Origin of the sequence: Pseudomonas sp. H1h (assembly GCF_000633255.1) — a bacterium.
In the GTDB taxonomy this organism is placed as follows: domain Bacteria; phylum Pseudomonadota; class Gammaproteobacteria; order Pseudomonadales; family Pseudomonadaceae; genus Aquipseudomonas.
Genome location: NZ_AYMJ01000023.1, coordinates 1 through 16,155 on the forward strand (window position 1 = coordinate 1; position 16,155 = coordinate 16,155).

Sequence of the window (16,155 nt, forward strand, 5' to 3'; positions counted from 1 at the left end):
CGGGCTGGCTCGCGAAAGCAATTGATCAGTCGCCCAATGAATCAGGGTTTGAGCGCGATCACTGCCGCCCACTGCTCTGCCGTTACCGGCATCACCGACAGCCGCGAACCCTTCTGCACCAATGGCATTTCCGCCAGCGCCGTCTGCTGCTTCAGATAATCCAGCTTCAACACCCGCACAAACGTCTCGACGTGCTCGACATCAATCGCGCTCCAGGCGTTTTTCTCCGGGGTAGCCTTCGGATCGAAGTAATGACTCTCCGGCTCCAGTGCGGTGGGATCCGGGTACGCCGCCTCGATAATTCTGCCGATTCCGGCAATTCCCGGCTCCGGGCAGCTGGAATGGTAGAAAAAGAACTCATCCCCCACCGCCATCGCCCGCAGGAAATTGCGTGCCTGATAGTTGCGAACCCCGTCCCAGCGCGCTGTGCCAAGTTTCTCCAGACCTTTGATCGAGAGTTCATCGGGCTCGGATTTCATCAGCCAGTAGGCCATGTCTTTTGCTCCTCAAGCGGTCATTGGGCAGGTTGTCGGGCAATTTTATGACAAACCGACGGTCGGTTGACGTCAGTGTTTGCGCCCGGGTTCACGTTGTCGCAAAATGCCGGCCTTTAAAGCTTGACGCTGCTGCACGGCCTACGAACGGAAACCGCTGCTGTCATCGTGATGATGTGCCTTGAGGGGGGCAATCGATGAAACGCAAACCGGATTTGCTATGGACTTTGGTTATTTTGTTCGGCCTGGGCGTCGTGACCACCGGTTATGCGCAAAGTCTGTGGACAAGCAAGACCGATGCTCCGGTTGAAGTCGCGCAACAGGTTCAGCAGTCGACCGCCTTCAAGCGCTGAAACGGCCTCTCCGACGCCGCTGATCTGCGCGGCGTCTAGTCTGCGAAATACCACGCCTTGTCCGTCACCGTGCCCTGCAACGGTACATCCCAGCTTGCCTGCGCCAGGCGTCCGACCTTCTGACATTCATGGGCCAGCCCCAACAGCGTCGGCTTGCGCCAGTTTTTGCGCCGGGCCAGGTACGCCAGGCTGCGGTCGTAGAAGCCACCGCCCATCCCCAGGCGTCCGCCGACATCGTCAAACCCCACCAGTGGCAGCAACACCAGATCCAGCGTCCAGATCTTGCGTTGGCGGGCCAGGTTGGCGCGCGGTTCGAGAATGCGGAAGCGATTGGGCTTGAGCTTGTCGGCGGGGCGAATGCGCTGGAAGACCATTTTGGTTCGCGGCCAGGCGCTGAGCACCGGCAGGTAGGTCGCCTTGCCGCGACGCTGGGCTTCGCGCAGCAGCAGGCGCGGATCGATTTCACCGTCGGTGGGCAGATACAGAGAAATGTGTTTCGCCCGGCGGAAGTGCGGGTCTTGTGCCAGTTGGCGGAACAGGCCTTTGGCGGCCTGACGTTGCTCGCTCGGCGTCAGCGCGCGGCGCGCCTCGCGTAGCAGGCGACGGAGTTGCGGGCGGGGCAGTAGCGCAGGTTCGGTCATGGTTCGGCTTCGGCAGATGAGGGCGAAAACGCACGCATAAAAAATCCGATGCCGGCAAAAACCGGCATCGGATTCGAATCAGGCTCCCCGGATGAACCGCTGTCAACTTAGCCCTTGAACCCGAAAGTTCAAGGTGGAGGATGCAGTAGACTTTAAGGCTTTCCGTCTGGCGGACATGCACACCAGCCCAACGTGCAACCTCCAGGGTAGTGCGAATCGGCTCAGGGACATCGTCAACTGGCAAGCACCCCAGGGAGTGCCGCGAGTATACCTCAAGCGGCCTGGCGAATCAGCCCTTGGTGACGTCCGGATCGGTGGCCAGCACCAGATCGACACGATCGAGCAAGTCGCGCACCTGTTCACGGGTCGAGCCGCTGGCCTGGATGTCCGGGCGCTCTTCTTTGTGCAAGAGGTCATGGGTGATGTTCAGCGCGGCCATCACGGCGATACGGTCGGCACCGATGACTTTGCCGCTGCTGCGAATCTCGCGCATCTTGCCGTCCAGATAGCGTGCGGCACTGACCAGATTGCTGCGTTCTTCCTGCGGGCAGATGATCGAATATTCTTTGTCGAGGATCTGCACGGTAACGCTATTGCTTGAACTCATGAGTCTTGCTCCAGGGCCTTGAGGCGCGAAATCATCGATTCGACCTTACGCCGGGCGATTTCGTTTTTTTCAATGAGGTGAGCGCGTTCCTCGCGCCAGGTCTTTTCCTGAGCTAGTAAGAGTGCGTTTTGACTCTTAAGTTGCTCCACTCGACTAATCAGCAGTTCGAGTCTGGCCATCAGCGCTTGCAGGTCGGTGTCTTCCATTGTGTCCACTGAGTCGGAGTCTGTCTGATGGGATAGCGGGCGGACAGCCTTTAATAGTCTTGGCGAGTCTGTCGATGTAGGATACAAGGCCTTCATTCTAGACATAGCGCCGTCTGGCGCCTAGCTGCCCATGACCATTGCGAATTCCCCGTACCAAGCCTTTGCCTCCCTGCTGACTGCCAGCGGCCACAACGTCTCGCCTGCCGAACTGCATGGCATGCTGCTCGGCCGCAGTTGCGCCGGCGCCGGCTTCGATAACGAAGGCTGGTTGATCGACGCCGCCGAACTGCTCGAAGGCGACATCCAGGACAACGTCCGTAACGCCCTGATCGGCCTGCAAGAGATGGTCAAGGGCGAGCTGACCGGTGACGACGTCACCGTCGTCACCGTCGTTCTGCTGCTGCCGACCGATGACGCCCCGCTGGCTGACCGCGCCGCTGCATTGGGCGAGTGGTGCCAGGGCTTTCTCAGCGGCTTCGGCCTGAACTGCCGCGACAGCAGCATGCTCAGCACTGATGCCACCGTAGTGTTGCAGGACCTTGCGGCCATCTCTCAGGTGCAAGATGCCCTGGAAGAATCCGAAGACGGCGAATCCGACTACATGGAAGTCATGGAGTACCTGCGCGTCGCGCCGCTGCTGCTGTTCTCGGAAACCAAGAAAGCCGACGTGCCGCCAGCCGCCAAGCCGTCGCTGCATTAATCGCGTGCCAGGGAAAGCCATCTGCCCATGACCCATATCCCCAAAGCGGAATACAGCCGTCGCCGCAAGGCCCTGATGGCGCAGATGGAACCCAACAGCATCGCGATCCTGCCCGCCGCCGCGGTAGCGATCCGCAACCGCGACGTCGAGCACGTCTACCGTCAGGACAGCGACTTCCAGTACCTCAGCGGATTCACCGAGCCACAAGCCGTCATCGTGTTGATGCCGGGGCGCGAGCATGGTGAGTACGTGCTGTTCTGCCGTGAACGTAATGCCGAACGCGAATTGTGGGACGGCCTGCGTGCAGGGCAGGAAGGTGCGATCCGTGATTACGGCGCCGATGACGCGTTCCCCATTACCGATATCGACGACATCCTGCCAGGCCTGATCGAAGGCCGCGACCGGGTGTATTCGGCAATGGGCAGCAACCCGGAATTCGATCGCCACCTGATGGACTGGATCAACGTGATCCGCTCCAAGGCGCACCTCGGCGCTCAGCCACCGAACGAATTCGTTGCCCTGGATCACCTGTTGCACGATATGCGTCTGTATAAATCGGCGGCAGAAGTGAAGGTGATGCGCGAAGCCGCACGGATTTCTGCTCAGGCTCATATCCGCGCGATGCAGGCCAGTCGGGCCGGGCTCCACGAGTACAGCCTCGAAGCCGAGCTCGATTACGAATTCCGCAAGGGCGGGGCGAAGATGCCGGCCTATGGTTCGATCGTCGCGGCGGGGCGCAACAGCTGCATCCTGCATTACCAGCAGAATGACGCGCTGCTCAAGGACGGCGATCTGGTGTTGATCGACGCCGGTTGCGAGATCGATTGCTACGCCAGCGACATCACCCGTACCTGGCCGGTCAACGGCAAGTTTTCCGCCGAGCAGAAAGCGATTTACGAGTTGGTGCTGGCCTCGCAGGAAGCCGCCTTTGCCGAAATCGCCCCGAACAAAAACTGGAATCAGGCGCACGAAGCCACGGTCAGGGTTATTACCACCGGCCTGGTCAAGCTCGGGATCCTGCAAGGCGAGGTCGACGAGCTGATCGCGAACGAAGCCTATAAAGCGTTTTACATGCACCGTGCCGGCCACTGGCTGGGCATGGATGTACACGACGTCGGCGAATACAAGGTCGGCGGCGAATGGCGCGTACTGGAGGTCGGCATGGCGCTGACCGTGGAGCCGGGCATCTACATCGCCCCGGACAACCAGAACGTAGCGAAGAAATGGCGCGGCATTGGCGTGCGCATCGAGGATGACGTGGTAGTGACCAAGAGCGGTTGTGAAATCCTGACCAGCGGCGTACCGAAAACCGTCGCCGAGATCGAAGCGCTGATGGCGCAAGCACGGACACACGCGGCATGAGTCGAGTCAATCTGGCAATCATCGGTGGCGGCCTGGTCGGCGCCAGTCTGGCGTTGGCCCTGCAGGCCGGGGCCAAGGCTTGCGGCTGGAAAATCGTGCTGATCGAACCGTTCGCCCCCGGTGACAGCTGGCAGCCGAGCTACGACGCCCGTTCGTCGGCGCTGTCCTTCGGTTCGCGGCAGATCTATCAGCGGTTGGGCGTGTGGCAGGAGATTTCCCGCCGCGCCGAGCCGATCAAACAGATTCACGTGTCCGACCGTGGCCGCTTCTCCACCGCCCGTCTATCGGCGATGGAAGAGGGCGTACCGGCCCTGGGTTACGTGGTGGAAAACGCCTGGCTTGGCCAGTGCCTGTGGCAGCACCTCGATAAAGAGGTGATCAGCTGGCGCTGCCCCGCGGAAGTCACGCGCATGGAGCCGCTGCCCGATGGCTATCGCCTGACCCTCAATGATGAAACCACCATCGAGTGTGATCTGGCGGTACTCGCCGATGGCGGCCGCTCCGGTCTGCGCGAGCAGTTGGGCATCAACGTGCGCAAGCGTCCGTACAACCAGAGTGCGCTGATCGCCAACATCACCCCGAGCGAAGCGCACAACGGCATGGCCTTCGAGCGCTTCACCGACGAAGGGCCGATGGCGCTGCTGCCGCTGCCGGACAACCGCTGCGCGCTGGTCTGGACCCGCCTGGGGATGGACGCGCAACGCCTGGCCGACCTCAGCGAACGCGACTTCCTCAGCGAACTGCAAGGCGTGTTCGGCTACCGTCTCGGCACCTTGAAACAGGTTGGGGCGCGGCATCTGTATCCGCTGACGCTGGTCGAGGCCGAGGAGCAAGTGCGCTCGCATCTGGCCGTGCTCGGCAACGCCGCGCACAGCCTGCACCCGATTGCCGGGCAGGGTTTCAACCTGTCGCTGCGCGACGCCGATGCCTTGGCCGCGGCGTTGCTCGCCAGTGACAAACCGCTGGGCGATTTCGCTACCTTGCAAGCGTATCGCGAGCGTCAGCGTCTGGATCAGGACCTTACCGTGGGCTTCTCCGATCAGGTCACACGGCTGTTCGGCAGCACCCAGCCGCTGGTCTCGCTGGGCCGCAACATCGGCTTGCTCGGCCTCGATCTGCTGCCACCGGCCAAGCGCTGGTTCGCCCGTCAGGCCATGGGGCTGGGAACACGCCCGGATGCTTAAGTGGTTGACCGCGAAATTCGGCAAGGCGCGACTGATGCGCTGGGTGATGACGTTCTACCCGCCATACCTGGGTGCCGGCGTGCGGGTACGACACATCAGCGATGACTTTCGCGACGTGCAGGTGTCGATGGGCCTGGGTTGGTACAACCGCAACTATGTCGGTACCCAGTTCGGCGGCAGTCTGTATTCGATGGTCGATCCGTTCTTCATGCTGATGCTCATGGAAAACCTCGGTTCGCGGTACATCGTCTGGGACAAGGCGGCCGATATCGATTTCATCGCGCCGGGCAAAGGCCCGGTGTTCGCCCGGTTCAACATCGACGACACCCTGCTCGACGAGATCCGTCGGCAGACCGCCAACGGCGAGAAATACCTGCCGCAATTGCAGGTCGACATTCATGACGGCGCCGGCAACCTCGTGGCGCGGGTCGGAAAAACCCTTTACGTGCGGCTCAAGCCGCAAGCGAGACAGGCTTAAAGCATGGAAATGCGCGCAGATCTGCTGATTGTCGGAGCTGGAATGGTCGGCAGCGCCCTCGCGTTGGCGTTGCAGGACAGCGGGCTCGAAGTCCTGCTGCTCGACGGCAGCCCGCTGAGCGTCAAACCGTTCGATGCCGCCGCGCCGTTCGAGCCACGGGTGAGCGCCTTGTCGGCGGCCAGCCAGCGGATTCTCGAGCGCCTCGGCGTGTGGGACGGCATCGCCAAGCGCCGCAGCAGCCCGTACACCGACATGCATGTGTGGGACGGCAGCGGCACCGGACAGATTCATTTCTCGGCGAGCAGTGTGCACGCCGAGGTGCTGGGACATATCGTCGAAAACCGTGTCGTGCAGGACGCCTTGCTCGATCGTTTGCACGACTGCGATCTGGGCATGCTGGCCAATGCGCGACTTGAGCAGATGCGTCGCTCCGGTGACGACTGGCTGCTGACCCTGGCGGATGGTCGTCAGTTGCGCGCGCCGCTGGTGATCGCTGCGGACGGTGCGAACTCGGCGGTGCGTCGCCTGACCGGTGTCGCCACCCGCGAGTGGGATTACCTGCACCACGCCATCGTCACCAGCGTACGCAGCAGCAAGCCGCACCGGATGACCGCGTGGCAGCGTTTCACCGATCACGGGCCGCTGGCGTTTTTGCCGCTGGAGCGTGACGGGCAGCAGGACTGGTGCTCGATCGTCTGGTCGACCACGCCGAGTGAAGCCGAACGCCTGATGGCGCTGGATGAAACTGCGTTCTGCCGTGAGCTGGAGCGTGCGTTCGAAGGCTGTCTTGGCGACGTCATCAGTGCCGACCCGCGACTGTGCGTGCCGCTGCGTCAACGGCATGCCAAACGCTACGTGGCCGAAGGCCTGGCGCTGATCGGCGATGCGGCGCACACCATTCACCCGTTGGCCGGGCAGGGCGTGAACCTGGGTTTCCTCGATGCGGCGGTGCTGGCTGAAGTGCTGTTGCAGGCAGCCGAGCGCGGCGAGCGACTGGCGGACGTGAAGGTGCTGAGCCGCTATGAACGTCGGCGCATGCCGCACAACCTGGCGCTGATGGCGGCGATGGAGGGCTTCGAGCGTTTGTTCCAGGCGGACCCATTGCCGGTGCGCTGGCTGCGCAATGCCGGGTTGAAGCTGGTGGAGCAGATGCCGGAGGCCAAGGCTCTCTTTGTTCGTGAAGCACTTGGCCTTACAGGCGACCTTCCGGCGCTCGCCAAACCCTGACATCTTCATTGAGGCTGATGACCTCCTCGCGAGCAGGCTTACTCCTGCATGGGAACGCATTCCGACTGTAGGGGTGAGCCTGCTCGCGATGGCGTCCGTCCATTCACCGCAGTTTCGGAACTGTGCAACATCTGGTAACTCCTTGGAAAAGAGTTCGATTGAGGTGGTAAATGTGAGTCCTTATCATTTGGCTCACATTTTCCGACCCAGAGATCACTCCCATGTTGGCACCCAAGCGTCTTCTGACCGCACTGGCCCTGACCCTGATCGGCAGCACCACCGCCCAGGCCGCCGACGAGGTGGTGGTCTACTCCTCGCGTATCGATGAACTGATCAAGCCGGTGTTCGACGCCTACACCGCGAAAACCGGGGTGAAGATCAAGTTCATCACCGACAAGGAAGCGCCGCTGATGCAGCGCATCAAGGCTGAAGGTGAAAACGCCACCGCCGACCTGCTGCTCACCGTCGATGCCGGCAACCTCTGGCAAGCCGAGCAGATGGGCATCCTGCAGCCGTTCACCTCGAAGACCATCGACGCCAACATTCCTCTGCAATATCGCTCCTCGACCCATGCCTGGACTGGCCTGAGCCTGCGCGCGCGGACCATCGCCTATTCCACCGAGCGCGTGAAACCGGGCGAGTTGACCACCTACGAAGCGCTGGCCGACAAGAACTGGGAAGGGCGCCTGTGCCTGCGCACGGCGAAGAAGGTCTACAACCAGTCGCTGACCGCGACCATGATCGAGGTGCACGGCGCCGAGAAGACCGAGAAGATCCTCAAGGGCTGGGTCAACAACCTGTCCACCGACGTGTTCTCCGACGACGTTGCGGTGCTGGAGGCGATCGACGCCGGTCAGTGTGATGTCGGCATCGTCAACACCTACTACTACGGTCGCCTGCACAAGCAGAAACCGGAGCTGCCGGTGAAACTGTTCTGGCCGAATCAGGCCGATCGCGGCGTGCACGTCAACCTGTCGGGCATCGGCCTGACCAAACACGCGCCGCACCCGGAAGCGGCCAAGGCGCTGGTGGAGTGGATGACCACGCCGGAGGCGCAGAAGATCTTCGCCGACGTGAACCAGGAATTCCCGGCCAACCCGGCGGTGAAACCTTCCGAGGAAGTGGCAGCGTGGGGCAAGTTCATTGCCGACACCTTGCCGGTGGAAGTGGCGGGCAAACGCCAGGCAGAGGCGATCCGGATGATGGATCGGGCGGGCTGGAACTGAGTCTCTTCCGATAGGCTCGACTGCTTCAAGATCCAGTCCCTCTCCCCAAGGGAGAGGGCAACAATCCCAACCTGAAATACTCAATCCAAGATCACCCCAATCCCTCCAGAGATTCAAAAGTGGCCCACCCCGCTCAACGCCGCTGGTACCCCATCGTCTGCGCCATCGCTGCGCTGGTGCTGTTGCCTCTGAGTGTTCTGCTGTTGTCGTGGCAAACCATCGATCAGCAGATCTGGTCGCACCTGTGGGAAACCCAGCTGCCGCGCCTGCTGGGCAACACTCTGACGCTGGTGCTTGGCGTGGGCGTCGGCGTGACGCTGCTCGGTGTCAGTCTGGCGTGGCTTACCAGCCTCTGCGAGTTTCCCGGCCGTCGCTGGCTCGACTGGGCGCTGATGCTGCCATTTGCCATTCCTGCCTATGTGCTGGCGTTCGTCTTCGTCGGTCTGCTGGACTTCGCCGGCCCCGTGCAAACCCTGCTGCGTGAGTGGTTCGGCAGCGGTTTGCGCCTGCCGCGAGTGCGCTCCACAGGCGGGGTGATTGTGGTGCTGGTGCTGGTGTTTTATCCCTACGTCTATCTGCTGGCGCGCACCGCATTTCTTGCGCAAGGCAAAGGCCTGATGGAAGCTGCGCGGGTGCTCGGCCAATCGCCCTGGCAGGCGTTCTGGCGGGTGGCGTTGCCAATGGCGCGTCCGGCGATTGGCGCCGGTGTGGCGCTGGCGCTGATGGAAACCCTGGCCGATTTCGGGGCGGTATCGGTGTTCAACTTCGACACCTTCACCACCGCGATCTACAAGACCTGGTACGGCTTCTTCAGTCTGCCCAGCGCGGCACAACTGGCGAGCCTGTTGTTGCTGGTGGTGATGCTGGTGCTCTACGGCGAGAGGCGTGCGCGCGGCGCCAACCGGGCGAGCAACGAGCGGCCGCGGGTGAAAGCGCTGTATCACTTGCGTGGATTCAAGGCCTTCGCGGCGACGAGCTGGTGTGGATTGGTGTTCGCCTGCGCCTTCGTCATTCCGCTGCTGCAACTGATCGTCTGGTTCTGGCAGCGCGGCCGTTTCGATCTGGATGAGCGCTACACCGGGCTGATCCTGCACACCTTGTATCTGGGCGGCATGGCGGCGCTGATTACCGTCAGCGTCGCGCTGCTGCTGGCGTTTGCCCGACGACTGGCGCCGACCCGGGCGATCCGTTCCGGCGTCAGCCTGGCCAATCTCGGTTATGCGCTGCCGGGTTCAGTCTTGGCGGTGTCGATCATGCTCGCCTTCAGCTACCTCGACCGCGAACTGGTGATTCCGCTTTCGGGCTGGCTCGGGGGCGCCGGCAAGCCGCTGCTGCTGGGCAGTCTGGCGGCTTTGTTGATGGCCTATCTGGTGCGCTTCATTGCCGTGGCCTACGGGCCGCTGGAAAACAGTCTGGCGCGTATACGGCCATCTTTGCCTGAAGCGGCACGGAGCCTGGGTGTCAGTGGGCCGCGACTGTTTTTCAAAGTGTATCTGCCGTTGTTGTTGCCCGGCACGCTGAGCGCCGCGTTGCTGGTGTTCGTCGATGTGCTCAAGGAAATGCCCGCGACCCTGTTGATGCGCCCGTTTGGCTGGGACACGCTGGCGGTGCGGATCTTTGAAATGACCAGCGAGGGCGAGTGGGCGCGTGCGTCGTTGCCGGCGTTGACCCTGGTGTTGGTCGGTTTATTGCCGGTCATCGGCCTGATCCGCCGCTCGGCGCATCGAAACACTTAGTAGTGAGTCCTGAATCATGCGGCTACAATGCGCGGCATTCGGTGCGGTTCGTCTGACAGACCCGTTCGCTGAAATCGGCTGAAAGCCTTCTATTTCGCGGCTTTCACCCCGTACAGCGGCTGTCCGCACCTTCGCCACGCCCGGAAGGAGAAACCCATGGGACAGCGTACGCCTCTGTATGACCTGCATCTCGCCCTCGGCGCGAAAATGGTCGATTTTGGCGGTTGGGACATGCCACTGCATTACGGCTCGCAGGTCGAGGAGCACCACGAGGTGCGCCGCGATTGCGGGGTCTTCGATGTTTCCCACATGACCGTGATCGATGTCACCGGTGCCCAGGCCAAGGCCTGGCTGCAGCATTTGCTGGCCAATGACGTCGAGCGCCTGCACCGCCCCGGCCGCGCGCTCTACAGCACCATGCTCAACGAGCGCGGCGGCATCGTCGATGACATGCTCGTCTATCGCCTCGAAGACGGTTATCGGCTGGTGGTCAACGCCTCCACCCGTGATCAGGATCTGGCCTGGATGCAGGCGCACGTCGCCGGTTTCAAGGTCAACCTGCAGGAGCGCTCCGAGCTGGCGATGCTCGCCATTCAAGGCCCGCAGGCCCGGCACAAGATCGCCGAGCTGGTGACCCAGTCCCGCGCCGAACTGATCCAGCATCTCAAGCCGTTTGAAGCTCACGTCGATGGCGACTGGTTCATTGCGCGCACCGGTTACACCGGAGAGGACGGTCTGGAAATCGCTCTGCCGGCCGATCAGGCCCCGGGGTTCTTCAACGATCTGGTGGGCGCCGGCATTTCGCCGATCGGCCTCGGCGCCCGTGACACGTTGCGGGTGGAAGCCGGGATGAACCTCTACGGCCAGGACATTCATCAGGATGTCTCGCCGCTGGCGTCCAATATGGCCTGGAGCATTGCCTGGGAACCGGCCTCGCGGCAGTTTATCGGTCGTGCAGCGCTGGAAGCGGAAAAAGCCGCCGGTGTTGCGCACAAACTGGTGGGCCTGGTGCTTGAGGAACGCGGTGTTTTACGTGCTCATCAGGTGGTTCGTATCGCCGATGTTGGCGAAGGGGAGATCACCAGTGGTAGTTTCTCTCCTACGCTAAGCAAATCGATTGCCCTGGCGCGTGTACCGATGGCCACAGCCGACCGCGCCGAAGTGGAAATCCGTGGCAAGTGGTATCCGGTACGAGTGGTCAAGCCGACCTTCGTGCGCCATGGCAAAACCTTGATCTAACCTTTTCCGGCGGGCATGACCGCTGACAACTTTCTTGAGGACACCGAGCATGAGCAATATCCCCGCTGAACTGCGTTTTGCCGAAAGTCATGAGTGGGCACGTCTGGAAGCCGACGGCACCGTTACCGTGGGCATCAGCGATCACGCGCAGGAAGCGCTGGGCGATGTGGTGTTCGTTGAGTTGACTGAAGTGGGCAAGGTGTTCGAAGCCGGTGAAGCGGCCGGTGTGGTCGAGTCCGTGAAAGCGGCGTCCGACATCTACTCGCCGATCAGCGGTGAAGTGATCGCAATCAACGAAGCGCTGGCCGATGCGCCGGAAGACCTGAACAACGACCCGTACGGCGCATGGATCTTCAAGCTCAAGCCAAGCGATAAGGCCGAGCTGGACAATCTGCTCGACGCCGCCGCCTACAAGGCTGCCATCGGCGAGTAAGTGCCCGCTACACCGCAAAGCCCCGACCTGTCGGGGCTTTTTTGTGGGCGCCGATCAGGCGTCGCGCAACACCGCTTTCACCGCCGCCACCGAACGCTCGACGTCATCCTTGGTCATGGTAGTGAACATCGGCAACGACACAATCAGTCGCCCGACGCGCTCGGCCACCGGCAGCATGCCTTCCTGGAAACCGCGCTCGCGGTACAGGCTGAGCAAATGGATCGGCGGGTAGTGGTAACCGATGCCGATGCCTTTGGCCTGCATCTGCTCCATGAACGTGGCCCGTGCCGGCAAGCCGTCCTTGCGCTCTGGCAGCACCAGCTGGAACAGGTGCCAGTTGCTGTGGGTGAAATCCGCTGGCGGCAGCTGGGCGCCATAGGTCGCTTCAAAGTCATCGCCAAAACATGTGAAGTAGTGACGGGCCAGTTCTTGGCGATGGGCGGTCAGCGTCTCGATGTGGGCAAACTGTCCCAGGCCGATGGTCGCGGCGACGTCGGTCATGTTGAATTTGCCGCCGAGCACATCGACATCGAGGCCGTCGAAGCCGTTGCGGGTCACGCCTTGCAGACGATACTTCTCCGCCAGCCGCGCTTCTTCCGGGGTGTTCAGCACCAGGCAGCCGCCCTCGGAGCAGGTCACGTTCTTGTTGGCCTGAAAGCTGAACGACACGAAATCGCCGGTGGCGCCGATGCGTTGACCCTTCCAGCTCGAACCCAGCGCCTGGGCGGCGTCTTCGACAATGCGCAGATTATGTTGGCGGGCAATGGCGTACAGCCGATCCATGTCTACTGGCAAGCCGGCGAGGTACACCGGAATCACCGCTTTGGTGCGCGGGGTGATCGCCGCTTCCAGCTGGTCCAGGTCGATGTTGCGGGTCACCGGGTCGATGTCAGCAAACACCGGCGTGGCGCCGACTTCCAGAATCACGTTGGCAGTGGCGACCCAGGAGATCGGCGTGGTGATCACTTCATCACCCGGCCCGATGCCGGCGATGCGCAAGGCGATTTCCATGGTGCAGGTGCCGGAGTTGAACGTGCGCACCGGGCGCCCGCCGAAGTATTCCGACAGCTGTGCTTCGAAGGCCTGGACCTTCGGCCCGCTGGTGATCCAGCCGGAGCGCAGCACATCGCCGACGGCGGCAATCGTGGCTTCATCAATGACAGGTTTGGAAAACGGCAGGAACGGCAGTTGGCTCATGAGGATTCGATCATCCGAAAGTTGGACGCCTGATGCAGGCGCTACAGCATGCCCCGGAACGCCCTGTGCCGCCAAGCCGTGCGCGTCGGTATCGGCTGCTATGCTGGTTTGACCGTGTTGCATTGACGCCGAGCGCCAGTCAAGAGAGAGCCCGTCATGTCCCAGTTGCCATCCTTGAGCCAGTTACGCGACCCTGAAGCCTTCCTGCGCCGCCATTTGGGGCCCGACGCTGCCGAACAGCAGGCGATGCTCGACAGCCTCGGTCTCGGCAGCCGGGTCGAACTGATCGAGCAGACGGTGCCGCCGGGCATTCGCCTGAACCGGGCGCTGGATTTGCCGCCGGCCCTCGACGAACAGGCGGCGCTGGCCAGGCTGCGCGGTTATGCCGAGCAGAACCAGGTGTGGACCAGTCTGATCGGCATGGGCTACCACGGCACGCTGACGCCGACGGTCATCCTGCGCAACGTGCTGGAAAATCCCGGCTGGTACACCGCGTACACCCCGTACCAACCGGAGATCGCCCAGGGCCGTCTTGAAGCGTTGCTGAATTTTCAGCAACTGACCATCGACCTCACCGGGCTTGAACTGGCCAACGCCTCGTTGCTCGACGAAGCCACCGCTGCGGCGGAAGCCATGGCGTTGGCCAAGCGTGTGGCGAAGTCCAGGAGCAATCTGTTTTTCGTCGACGAGAACTGTCATCCGCAGACCATCTCCGTGGTGCAGACCCGCGCCGAAGGTTTCGGCTTTGAACTGATCATCGACGCTGTGGATAACCTGAAACAGCACCAGGTGTTTGGCGCACTGCTGCAGTATCCCGACACCCACGGCGAGATCCGCGATCTGCGCCCGGTCATCGATCAACTGCACGCGCAGCAGGCGCTGGCCTGTGTGGCGGCGGACCTGCTGAGCCTGTTGCTGCTGACGCCGCCGGGTGAACTGGGCGCGGACGTGGTGTTCGGTTCGTCCCAGCGCTTTGGTGTGCCGATGGGTTACGGCGGCCCGCATGCGGCGTTTTTTGCCAGCCGCGACGAATACAAACGGGCGATCCCGGGGCGGATCATCGGCGTCTCGAAGGACGCTCGCGGCAACGTCGCGTTGCGCATGGCCCTGCAAACCCGCGAGCAACACATTCGCCGGGAGAAGGCCAATTCGAACATCTGTACCGCGCAGGTGCTGCTGGCCAACATCGCCAGTTTCTACGCGGTGTATCACGGGCCTGAAGGCTTGAAACGGATCGCCCAGCGGGTACATCGGCTGACCTGCATTCTGGCTGCGGGCCTTGAGCGCCACGGCCTCCAACGGGTCAACGGGCAGTTTTTCGACACCCTGACCCTCGACGTGGGTGGCGCGCAGAGCGCGATCATCGACAGCGCCAAGGCTGCGCAGATCAACCTGCGGATTCTTGGCCGGGGCCGAGTGGGCTTGAGCCTCGACGAGACTTGCGATGAAAACACGGTAGCGAAACTGTTCGATGTGCTGCTCGGCGCCGATCATGGGTTGAACGTCGACGAAATGGATGCAGAAACGCTGGTTTCAGGCATCCCCGACTCCCTCCAGCGCAAGACGCCTTACCTGCTTCATCCGGTGTTCAACGCGCATCACAGCGAAACCGAGATGCTGCGCTACCTCAAGCAATTGGAGAACAAGGATCTGGCGCTCAACCAGTCGATGATCCCGCTGGGCTCCTGCACCATGAAACTCAATGCCACCAGCGAAATGATCCCGATCACCTGGCCGCAGTTCGCCAACCTGCACCCGTTTGCGCCTCGGGAGCAGGCGATCGGTTACACCTTGATGATCGAAGAGCTGGAGCGCTGGTTGTGTGCGATCACCGGGTTTGATGCGATCTGCATGCAGCCTAACTCCGGCGCTCAGGGCGAGTACGCCGGGCTGCTGGCGATTCGCAAATATCACGAGAGCCGGCATCAGGGCGCACGGGACATCTGCCTGATTCCGTCTTCGGCCCACGGCACCAACCCGGCTTCGGCACAGATGGCGGGGATGCGCGTGGTGATCGTCGAGTGCGACGAGGCTGGCAACGTCGATCTGGATGACCTGAAAACCAAGGCTGCCGAGGCGGGGGACAAGTTGTCGTGCCTGATGGCGACCTATCCTTCGACCCACGGCGTGTACGAGGAAGGCATCAGCGAAATCTGCGAAGTTATCCACAAGCACGGCGGGCAGGTGTACATGGACGGCGCCAACCTCAATGCGCAGGTCGGGCTGGCGCGGCCGGCGGACATCGGCGCCGACGTGTCACACATGAACCTGCACAAGACCTTTTGCATTCCGCATGGCGGCGGCGGGCCGGGCATGGGGCCGATCGGCATTCGTGCGCATCTGGCGCCGTTCGTCGCCAATCACCCGGTGGTGCCGATCGACGGCCCGCTGCCGCAGAACGGTGCGGTCAGCGCGGCGCCGTGGGGCAGCGCGAGCATTTTGCCGATCAGCTGGATGTACATCGCGATGATGGGGCCGCAATTGGCGGACGCCAGCGAAGTGGCGATCCTGGCGGCGAATTATCTGGCGCAACACTTATCCGGCGCTTTCCCGGTGCTGTACACCGGGCGCAACGGACGGGTTGCCCATGAGTGCATTCTCGATCTACGGCCGTTGAAGGCGCAGACCGGGATCAGCGAAGAGGACGTCGCCAAGCGTCTGATGGACTACGGCTTCCATGCGCCAACCATGTCATTCCCGGTGCCGGGGACGCTGATGGTCGAGCCTACCGAGAGCGAGTCCAAGGCTGAGCTGGACCGGTTTATCGGCGCCATGTTGAGCATTCGTGCGGAAATCACCGAGGTGCAGAACGGCAACTGGCCGGCGGAAGACAATCCGCTCAAGCGTGCTCCGCATACGCTGGCGGATGTTACCGGGGTCTGGGAGCGGCCTTACAGCATCGAACAGGGCATCACTCCGGATGCGCACACAAAGGCGCATAAATACTGGCCGGCGGTGAACCGGGTCGACAATGTCTATGGGGATCGCAATCTGTTTTGCGCGTGTGTGCCGGTGGATGATTACCGCTGATTTCCAGGTTGAGTGGGAGCGAGCCTGCTCGCGAAGGCGTCG

Annotated in this window: 16 protein-coding genes and 1 other RNA gene; 11 read left to right on the plus strand and 6 right to left on the minus strand. The window is 62.2% G+C overall.

Annotated elements, in window-relative coordinates:
- Nucleotides 1-41 precede the first annotated feature (41 nt).
- Complete coding sequence (locus U862_RS0119790) at nucleotides 42-494, minus strand: EVE domain-containing protein (RefSeq protein ID WP_025111999.1); 453 nt, start codon at nucleotides 492-494, stop codon at nucleotides 42-44.
- Nucleotides 495-691: 197 nt separating this feature from the next.
- Here U862_RS0119790 and U862_RS30930 point away from each other — a divergent pair, with 197 nt between their 5' ends.
- Nucleotides 692-847 carry a hypothetical protein gene (locus tag U862_RS30930; RefSeq protein WP_003229308.1) on the plus strand — a complete coding sequence of 52 codons (156 nt, stop codon included), beginning with the start codon at nucleotides 692-694 and terminating at the stop codon, nucleotides 845-847.
- Between the two features lie 35 nt (nucleotides 848-882).
- Here the strand turns inward: U862_RS30930 and U862_RS0119800 are convergent, their stop codons facing one another.
- The 4 genes from U862_RS0119800 to U862_RS0119810 form a co-directional block, all read right to left on the minus strand.
- Nucleotides 883-1,488 carry a 5-formyltetrahydrofolate cyclo-ligase gene (locus tag U862_RS0119800; protein WP_025112000.1) on the minus strand — a complete coding sequence of 202 codons (606 nt, stop codon included), beginning with the start codon at nucleotides 1,486-1,488 and terminating at the stop codon, nucleotides 883-885.
- A gap of 80 nt (nucleotides 1,489-1,568) precedes the next feature.
- Nucleotides 1,569-1,747, minus strand: a non-coding RNA gene (gene ssrS / locus U862_RS29725) — 6S RNA.
- 30 nt (nucleotides 1,748-1,777) lie between these two features.
- Nucleotides 1,778-2,095 carry a cell division protein ZapA gene (locus tag U862_RS0119805; RefSeq protein ID WP_008055229.1) on the minus strand — a complete coding sequence of 106 codons (318 nt, stop codon included), beginning with the start codon at nucleotides 2,093-2,095 and terminating at the stop codon, nucleotides 1,778-1,780.
- Nucleotides 2,092-2,301 (minus strand): TIGR02449 family protein, encoded by a 210-nt coding sequence (locus U862_RS0119810; protein ID WP_025112001.1) that lies wholly within the window; start codon nucleotides 2,299-2,301, stop codon nucleotides 2,092-2,094. Before U862_RS0119810 ends, U862_RS0119805 begins: the two co-directional genes overlap by 4 nt.
- 130 nt (nucleotides 2,302-2,431) lie before the next feature.
- Between U862_RS0119810 and U862_RS0119815 the strand changes: the two genes are divergently transcribed.
- From U862_RS0119815 to gcvH, 9 genes are all read left to right on the plus strand, one after another.
- The gene (locus U862_RS0119815) at nucleotides 2,432-3,001 is read left to right on the plus strand and encodes a YecA family protein (RefSeq protein WP_025112002.1); all 570 of its coding nucleotides are present in this window, start codon (nucleotides 2,432-2,434) and stop codon (nucleotides 2,999-3,001) included.
- A 27-nt stretch (nucleotides 3,002-3,028) separates the two neighbouring features.
- On the plus strand, nucleotides 3,029-4,363 hold the full coding sequence (pepP, locus tag U862_RS0119820; protein WP_025112003.1) for a Xaa-Pro aminopeptidase: 1,335 nt from the start codon (nucleotides 3,029-3,031) through the stop codon (nucleotides 4,361-4,363).
- On the plus strand, nucleotides 4,360-5,547 hold the full coding sequence (ubiH, locus tag U862_RS0119825; RefSeq protein WP_025112004.1) for a 2-octaprenyl-6-methoxyphenyl hydroxylase: 1,188 nt from the start codon (nucleotides 4,360-4,362) through the stop codon (nucleotides 5,545-5,547). Before pepP ends, ubiH begins: the two co-directional genes overlap by 4 nt.
- Entirely contained in the window at nucleotides 5,540-6,025 is a 486-nt protein-coding gene (locus U862_RS0119830; protein WP_025112005.1) for a DUF4442 domain-containing protein, read from the plus strand. The genes ubiH and U862_RS0119830 overlap by 8 nt, the downstream gene beginning before the upstream one ends.
- A 9-nt stretch (nucleotides 6,026-6,034) precedes the next feature.
- The gene (locus U862_RS0119835; RefSeq protein WP_177327354.1) at nucleotides 6,035-7,252 is read left to right on the plus strand and encodes a 2-octaprenyl-3-methyl-6-methoxy-1,4-benzoquinol hydroxylase; all 1,218 of its coding nucleotides are present in this window, start codon (nucleotides 6,035-6,037) and stop codon (nucleotides 7,250-7,252) included.
- A 221-nt stretch (nucleotides 7,253-7,473) separates the two neighbouring features.
- Complete coding sequence (locus U862_RS0119840) at nucleotides 7,474-8,478, plus strand: extracellular solute-binding protein (protein ID WP_025112007.1); 1,005 nt, start codon at nucleotides 7,474-7,476, stop codon at nucleotides 8,476-8,478.
- Nucleotides 8,479-8,597: 119 nt separating this feature from the next.
- Nucleotides 8,598-10,214: an iron ABC transporter permease gene (locus tag U862_RS0119845; RefSeq protein ID WP_025112008.1), complete on the plus strand. Its 1,617-nt coding sequence runs from the start codon at nucleotides 8,598-8,600 to the stop codon at nucleotides 10,212-10,214.
- A 156-nt stretch (nucleotides 10,215-10,370) separates the two neighbouring features.
- Nucleotides 10,371-11,453, plus strand: coding sequence for a glycine cleavage system aminomethyltransferase GcvT (gcvT, locus tag U862_RS0119850; protein ID WP_025112009.1), 1,083 nt, complete (start codon nucleotides 10,371-10,373; stop codon nucleotides 11,451-11,453).
- A 49-nt stretch (nucleotides 11,454-11,502) separates the two neighbouring features.
- Nucleotides 11,503-11,886: a glycine cleavage system protein GcvH gene (gene gcvH / locus U862_RS0119855; RefSeq protein WP_025112010.1), complete on the plus strand. Its 384-nt coding sequence runs from the start codon at nucleotides 11,503-11,505 to the stop codon at nucleotides 11,884-11,886.
- Nucleotides 11,887-11,940: 54 nt separating this feature from the next.
- Here the strand turns inward: gcvH and U862_RS0119860 are convergent, their stop codons facing one another.
- On the minus strand, nucleotides 11,941-13,083 hold the full coding sequence (locus U862_RS0119860) for a DegT/DnrJ/EryC1/StrS aminotransferase family protein (RefSeq protein ID WP_025112011.1): 1,143 nt from the start codon (nucleotides 13,081-13,083) through the stop codon (nucleotides 11,941-11,943).
- A 156-nt stretch (nucleotides 13,084-13,239) separates the two neighbouring features.
- Between U862_RS0119860 and gcvP the strand changes: the two genes are divergently transcribed.
- Complete coding sequence (gene gcvP / locus U862_RS0119865; protein ID WP_025112012.1) at nucleotides 13,240-16,113, plus strand: aminomethyl-transferring glycine dehydrogenase; 2,874 nt, start codon at nucleotides 13,240-13,242, stop codon at nucleotides 16,111-16,113.
- Nucleotides 16,114-16,155: the final 42 nt, after the last annotated feature.

Coding starts and splice junctions, on each gene's coding strand:
- pepP (WP_025112003.1), top strand. CDS start 3,029: ATGACCCATATCCCCAAAGCGGAATACAGCCGTCGCCGCAAGGCCCTG.
- gcvT (WP_025112009.1), top strand. CDS start 10,371: ATGGGACAGCGTACGCCTCTGTATGACCTGCATCTCGCCCTCGGCGCG.
- U862_RS0119860 (WP_025112011.1), bottom strand. CDS start 13,083: ATGAGCCAACTGCCGTTCCTGCCGTTTTCCAAACCTGTCATTGATGAA.
- U862_RS0119810 (WP_025112001.1), bottom strand. CDS start 2,301: ATGGAAGACACCGACCTGCAAGCGCTGATGGCCAGACTCGAACTGCTG.
- U862_RS0119830 (WP_025112005.1), top strand. CDS start 5,540: ATGCTTAAGTGGTTGACCGCGAAATTCGGCAAGGCGCGACTGATGCGC.
- ubiH (WP_025112004.1), top strand. CDS start 4,360: ATGAGTCGAGTCAATCTGGCAATCATCGGTGGCGGCCTGGTCGGCGCC.
- gcvH (WP_025112010.1), top strand. CDS start 11,503: ATGAGCAATATCCCCGCTGAACTGCGTTTTGCCGAAAGTCATGAGTGG.
- U862_RS0119800 (WP_025112000.1), bottom strand. CDS start 1,488: ATGACCGAACCTGCGCTACTGCCCCGCCCGCAACTCCGTCGCCTGCTA.
- U862_RS0119790 (WP_025111999.1), bottom strand. CDS start 494: ATGGCCTACTGGCTGATGAAATCCGAGCCCGATGAACTCTCGATCAAA.
- U862_RS0119805 (WP_008055229.1), bottom strand. CDS start 2,095: ATGAGTTCAAGCAATAGCGTTACCGTGCAGATCCTCGACAAAGAATAT.
- U862_RS0119840 (WP_025112007.1), top strand. CDS start 7,474: ATGTTGGCACCCAAGCGTCTTCTGACCGCACTGGCCCTGACCCTGATC.
- gcvP (WP_025112012.1), top strand. CDS start 13,240: ATGTCCCAGTTGCCATCCTTGAGCCAGTTACGCGACCCTGAAGCCTTC.
- U862_RS0119835 (WP_177327354.1), top strand. CDS start 6,035: ATGCGCGCAGATCTGCTGATTGTCGGAGCTGGAATGGTCGGCAGCGCC.
- U862_RS0119815 (WP_025112002.1), top strand. CDS start 2,432: ATGACCATTGCGAATTCCCCGTACCAAGCCTTTGCCTCCCTGCTGACT.
- U862_RS30930 (WP_003229308.1), top strand. CDS start 692: ATGAAACGCAAACCGGATTTGCTATGGACTTTGGTTATTTTGTTCGGC.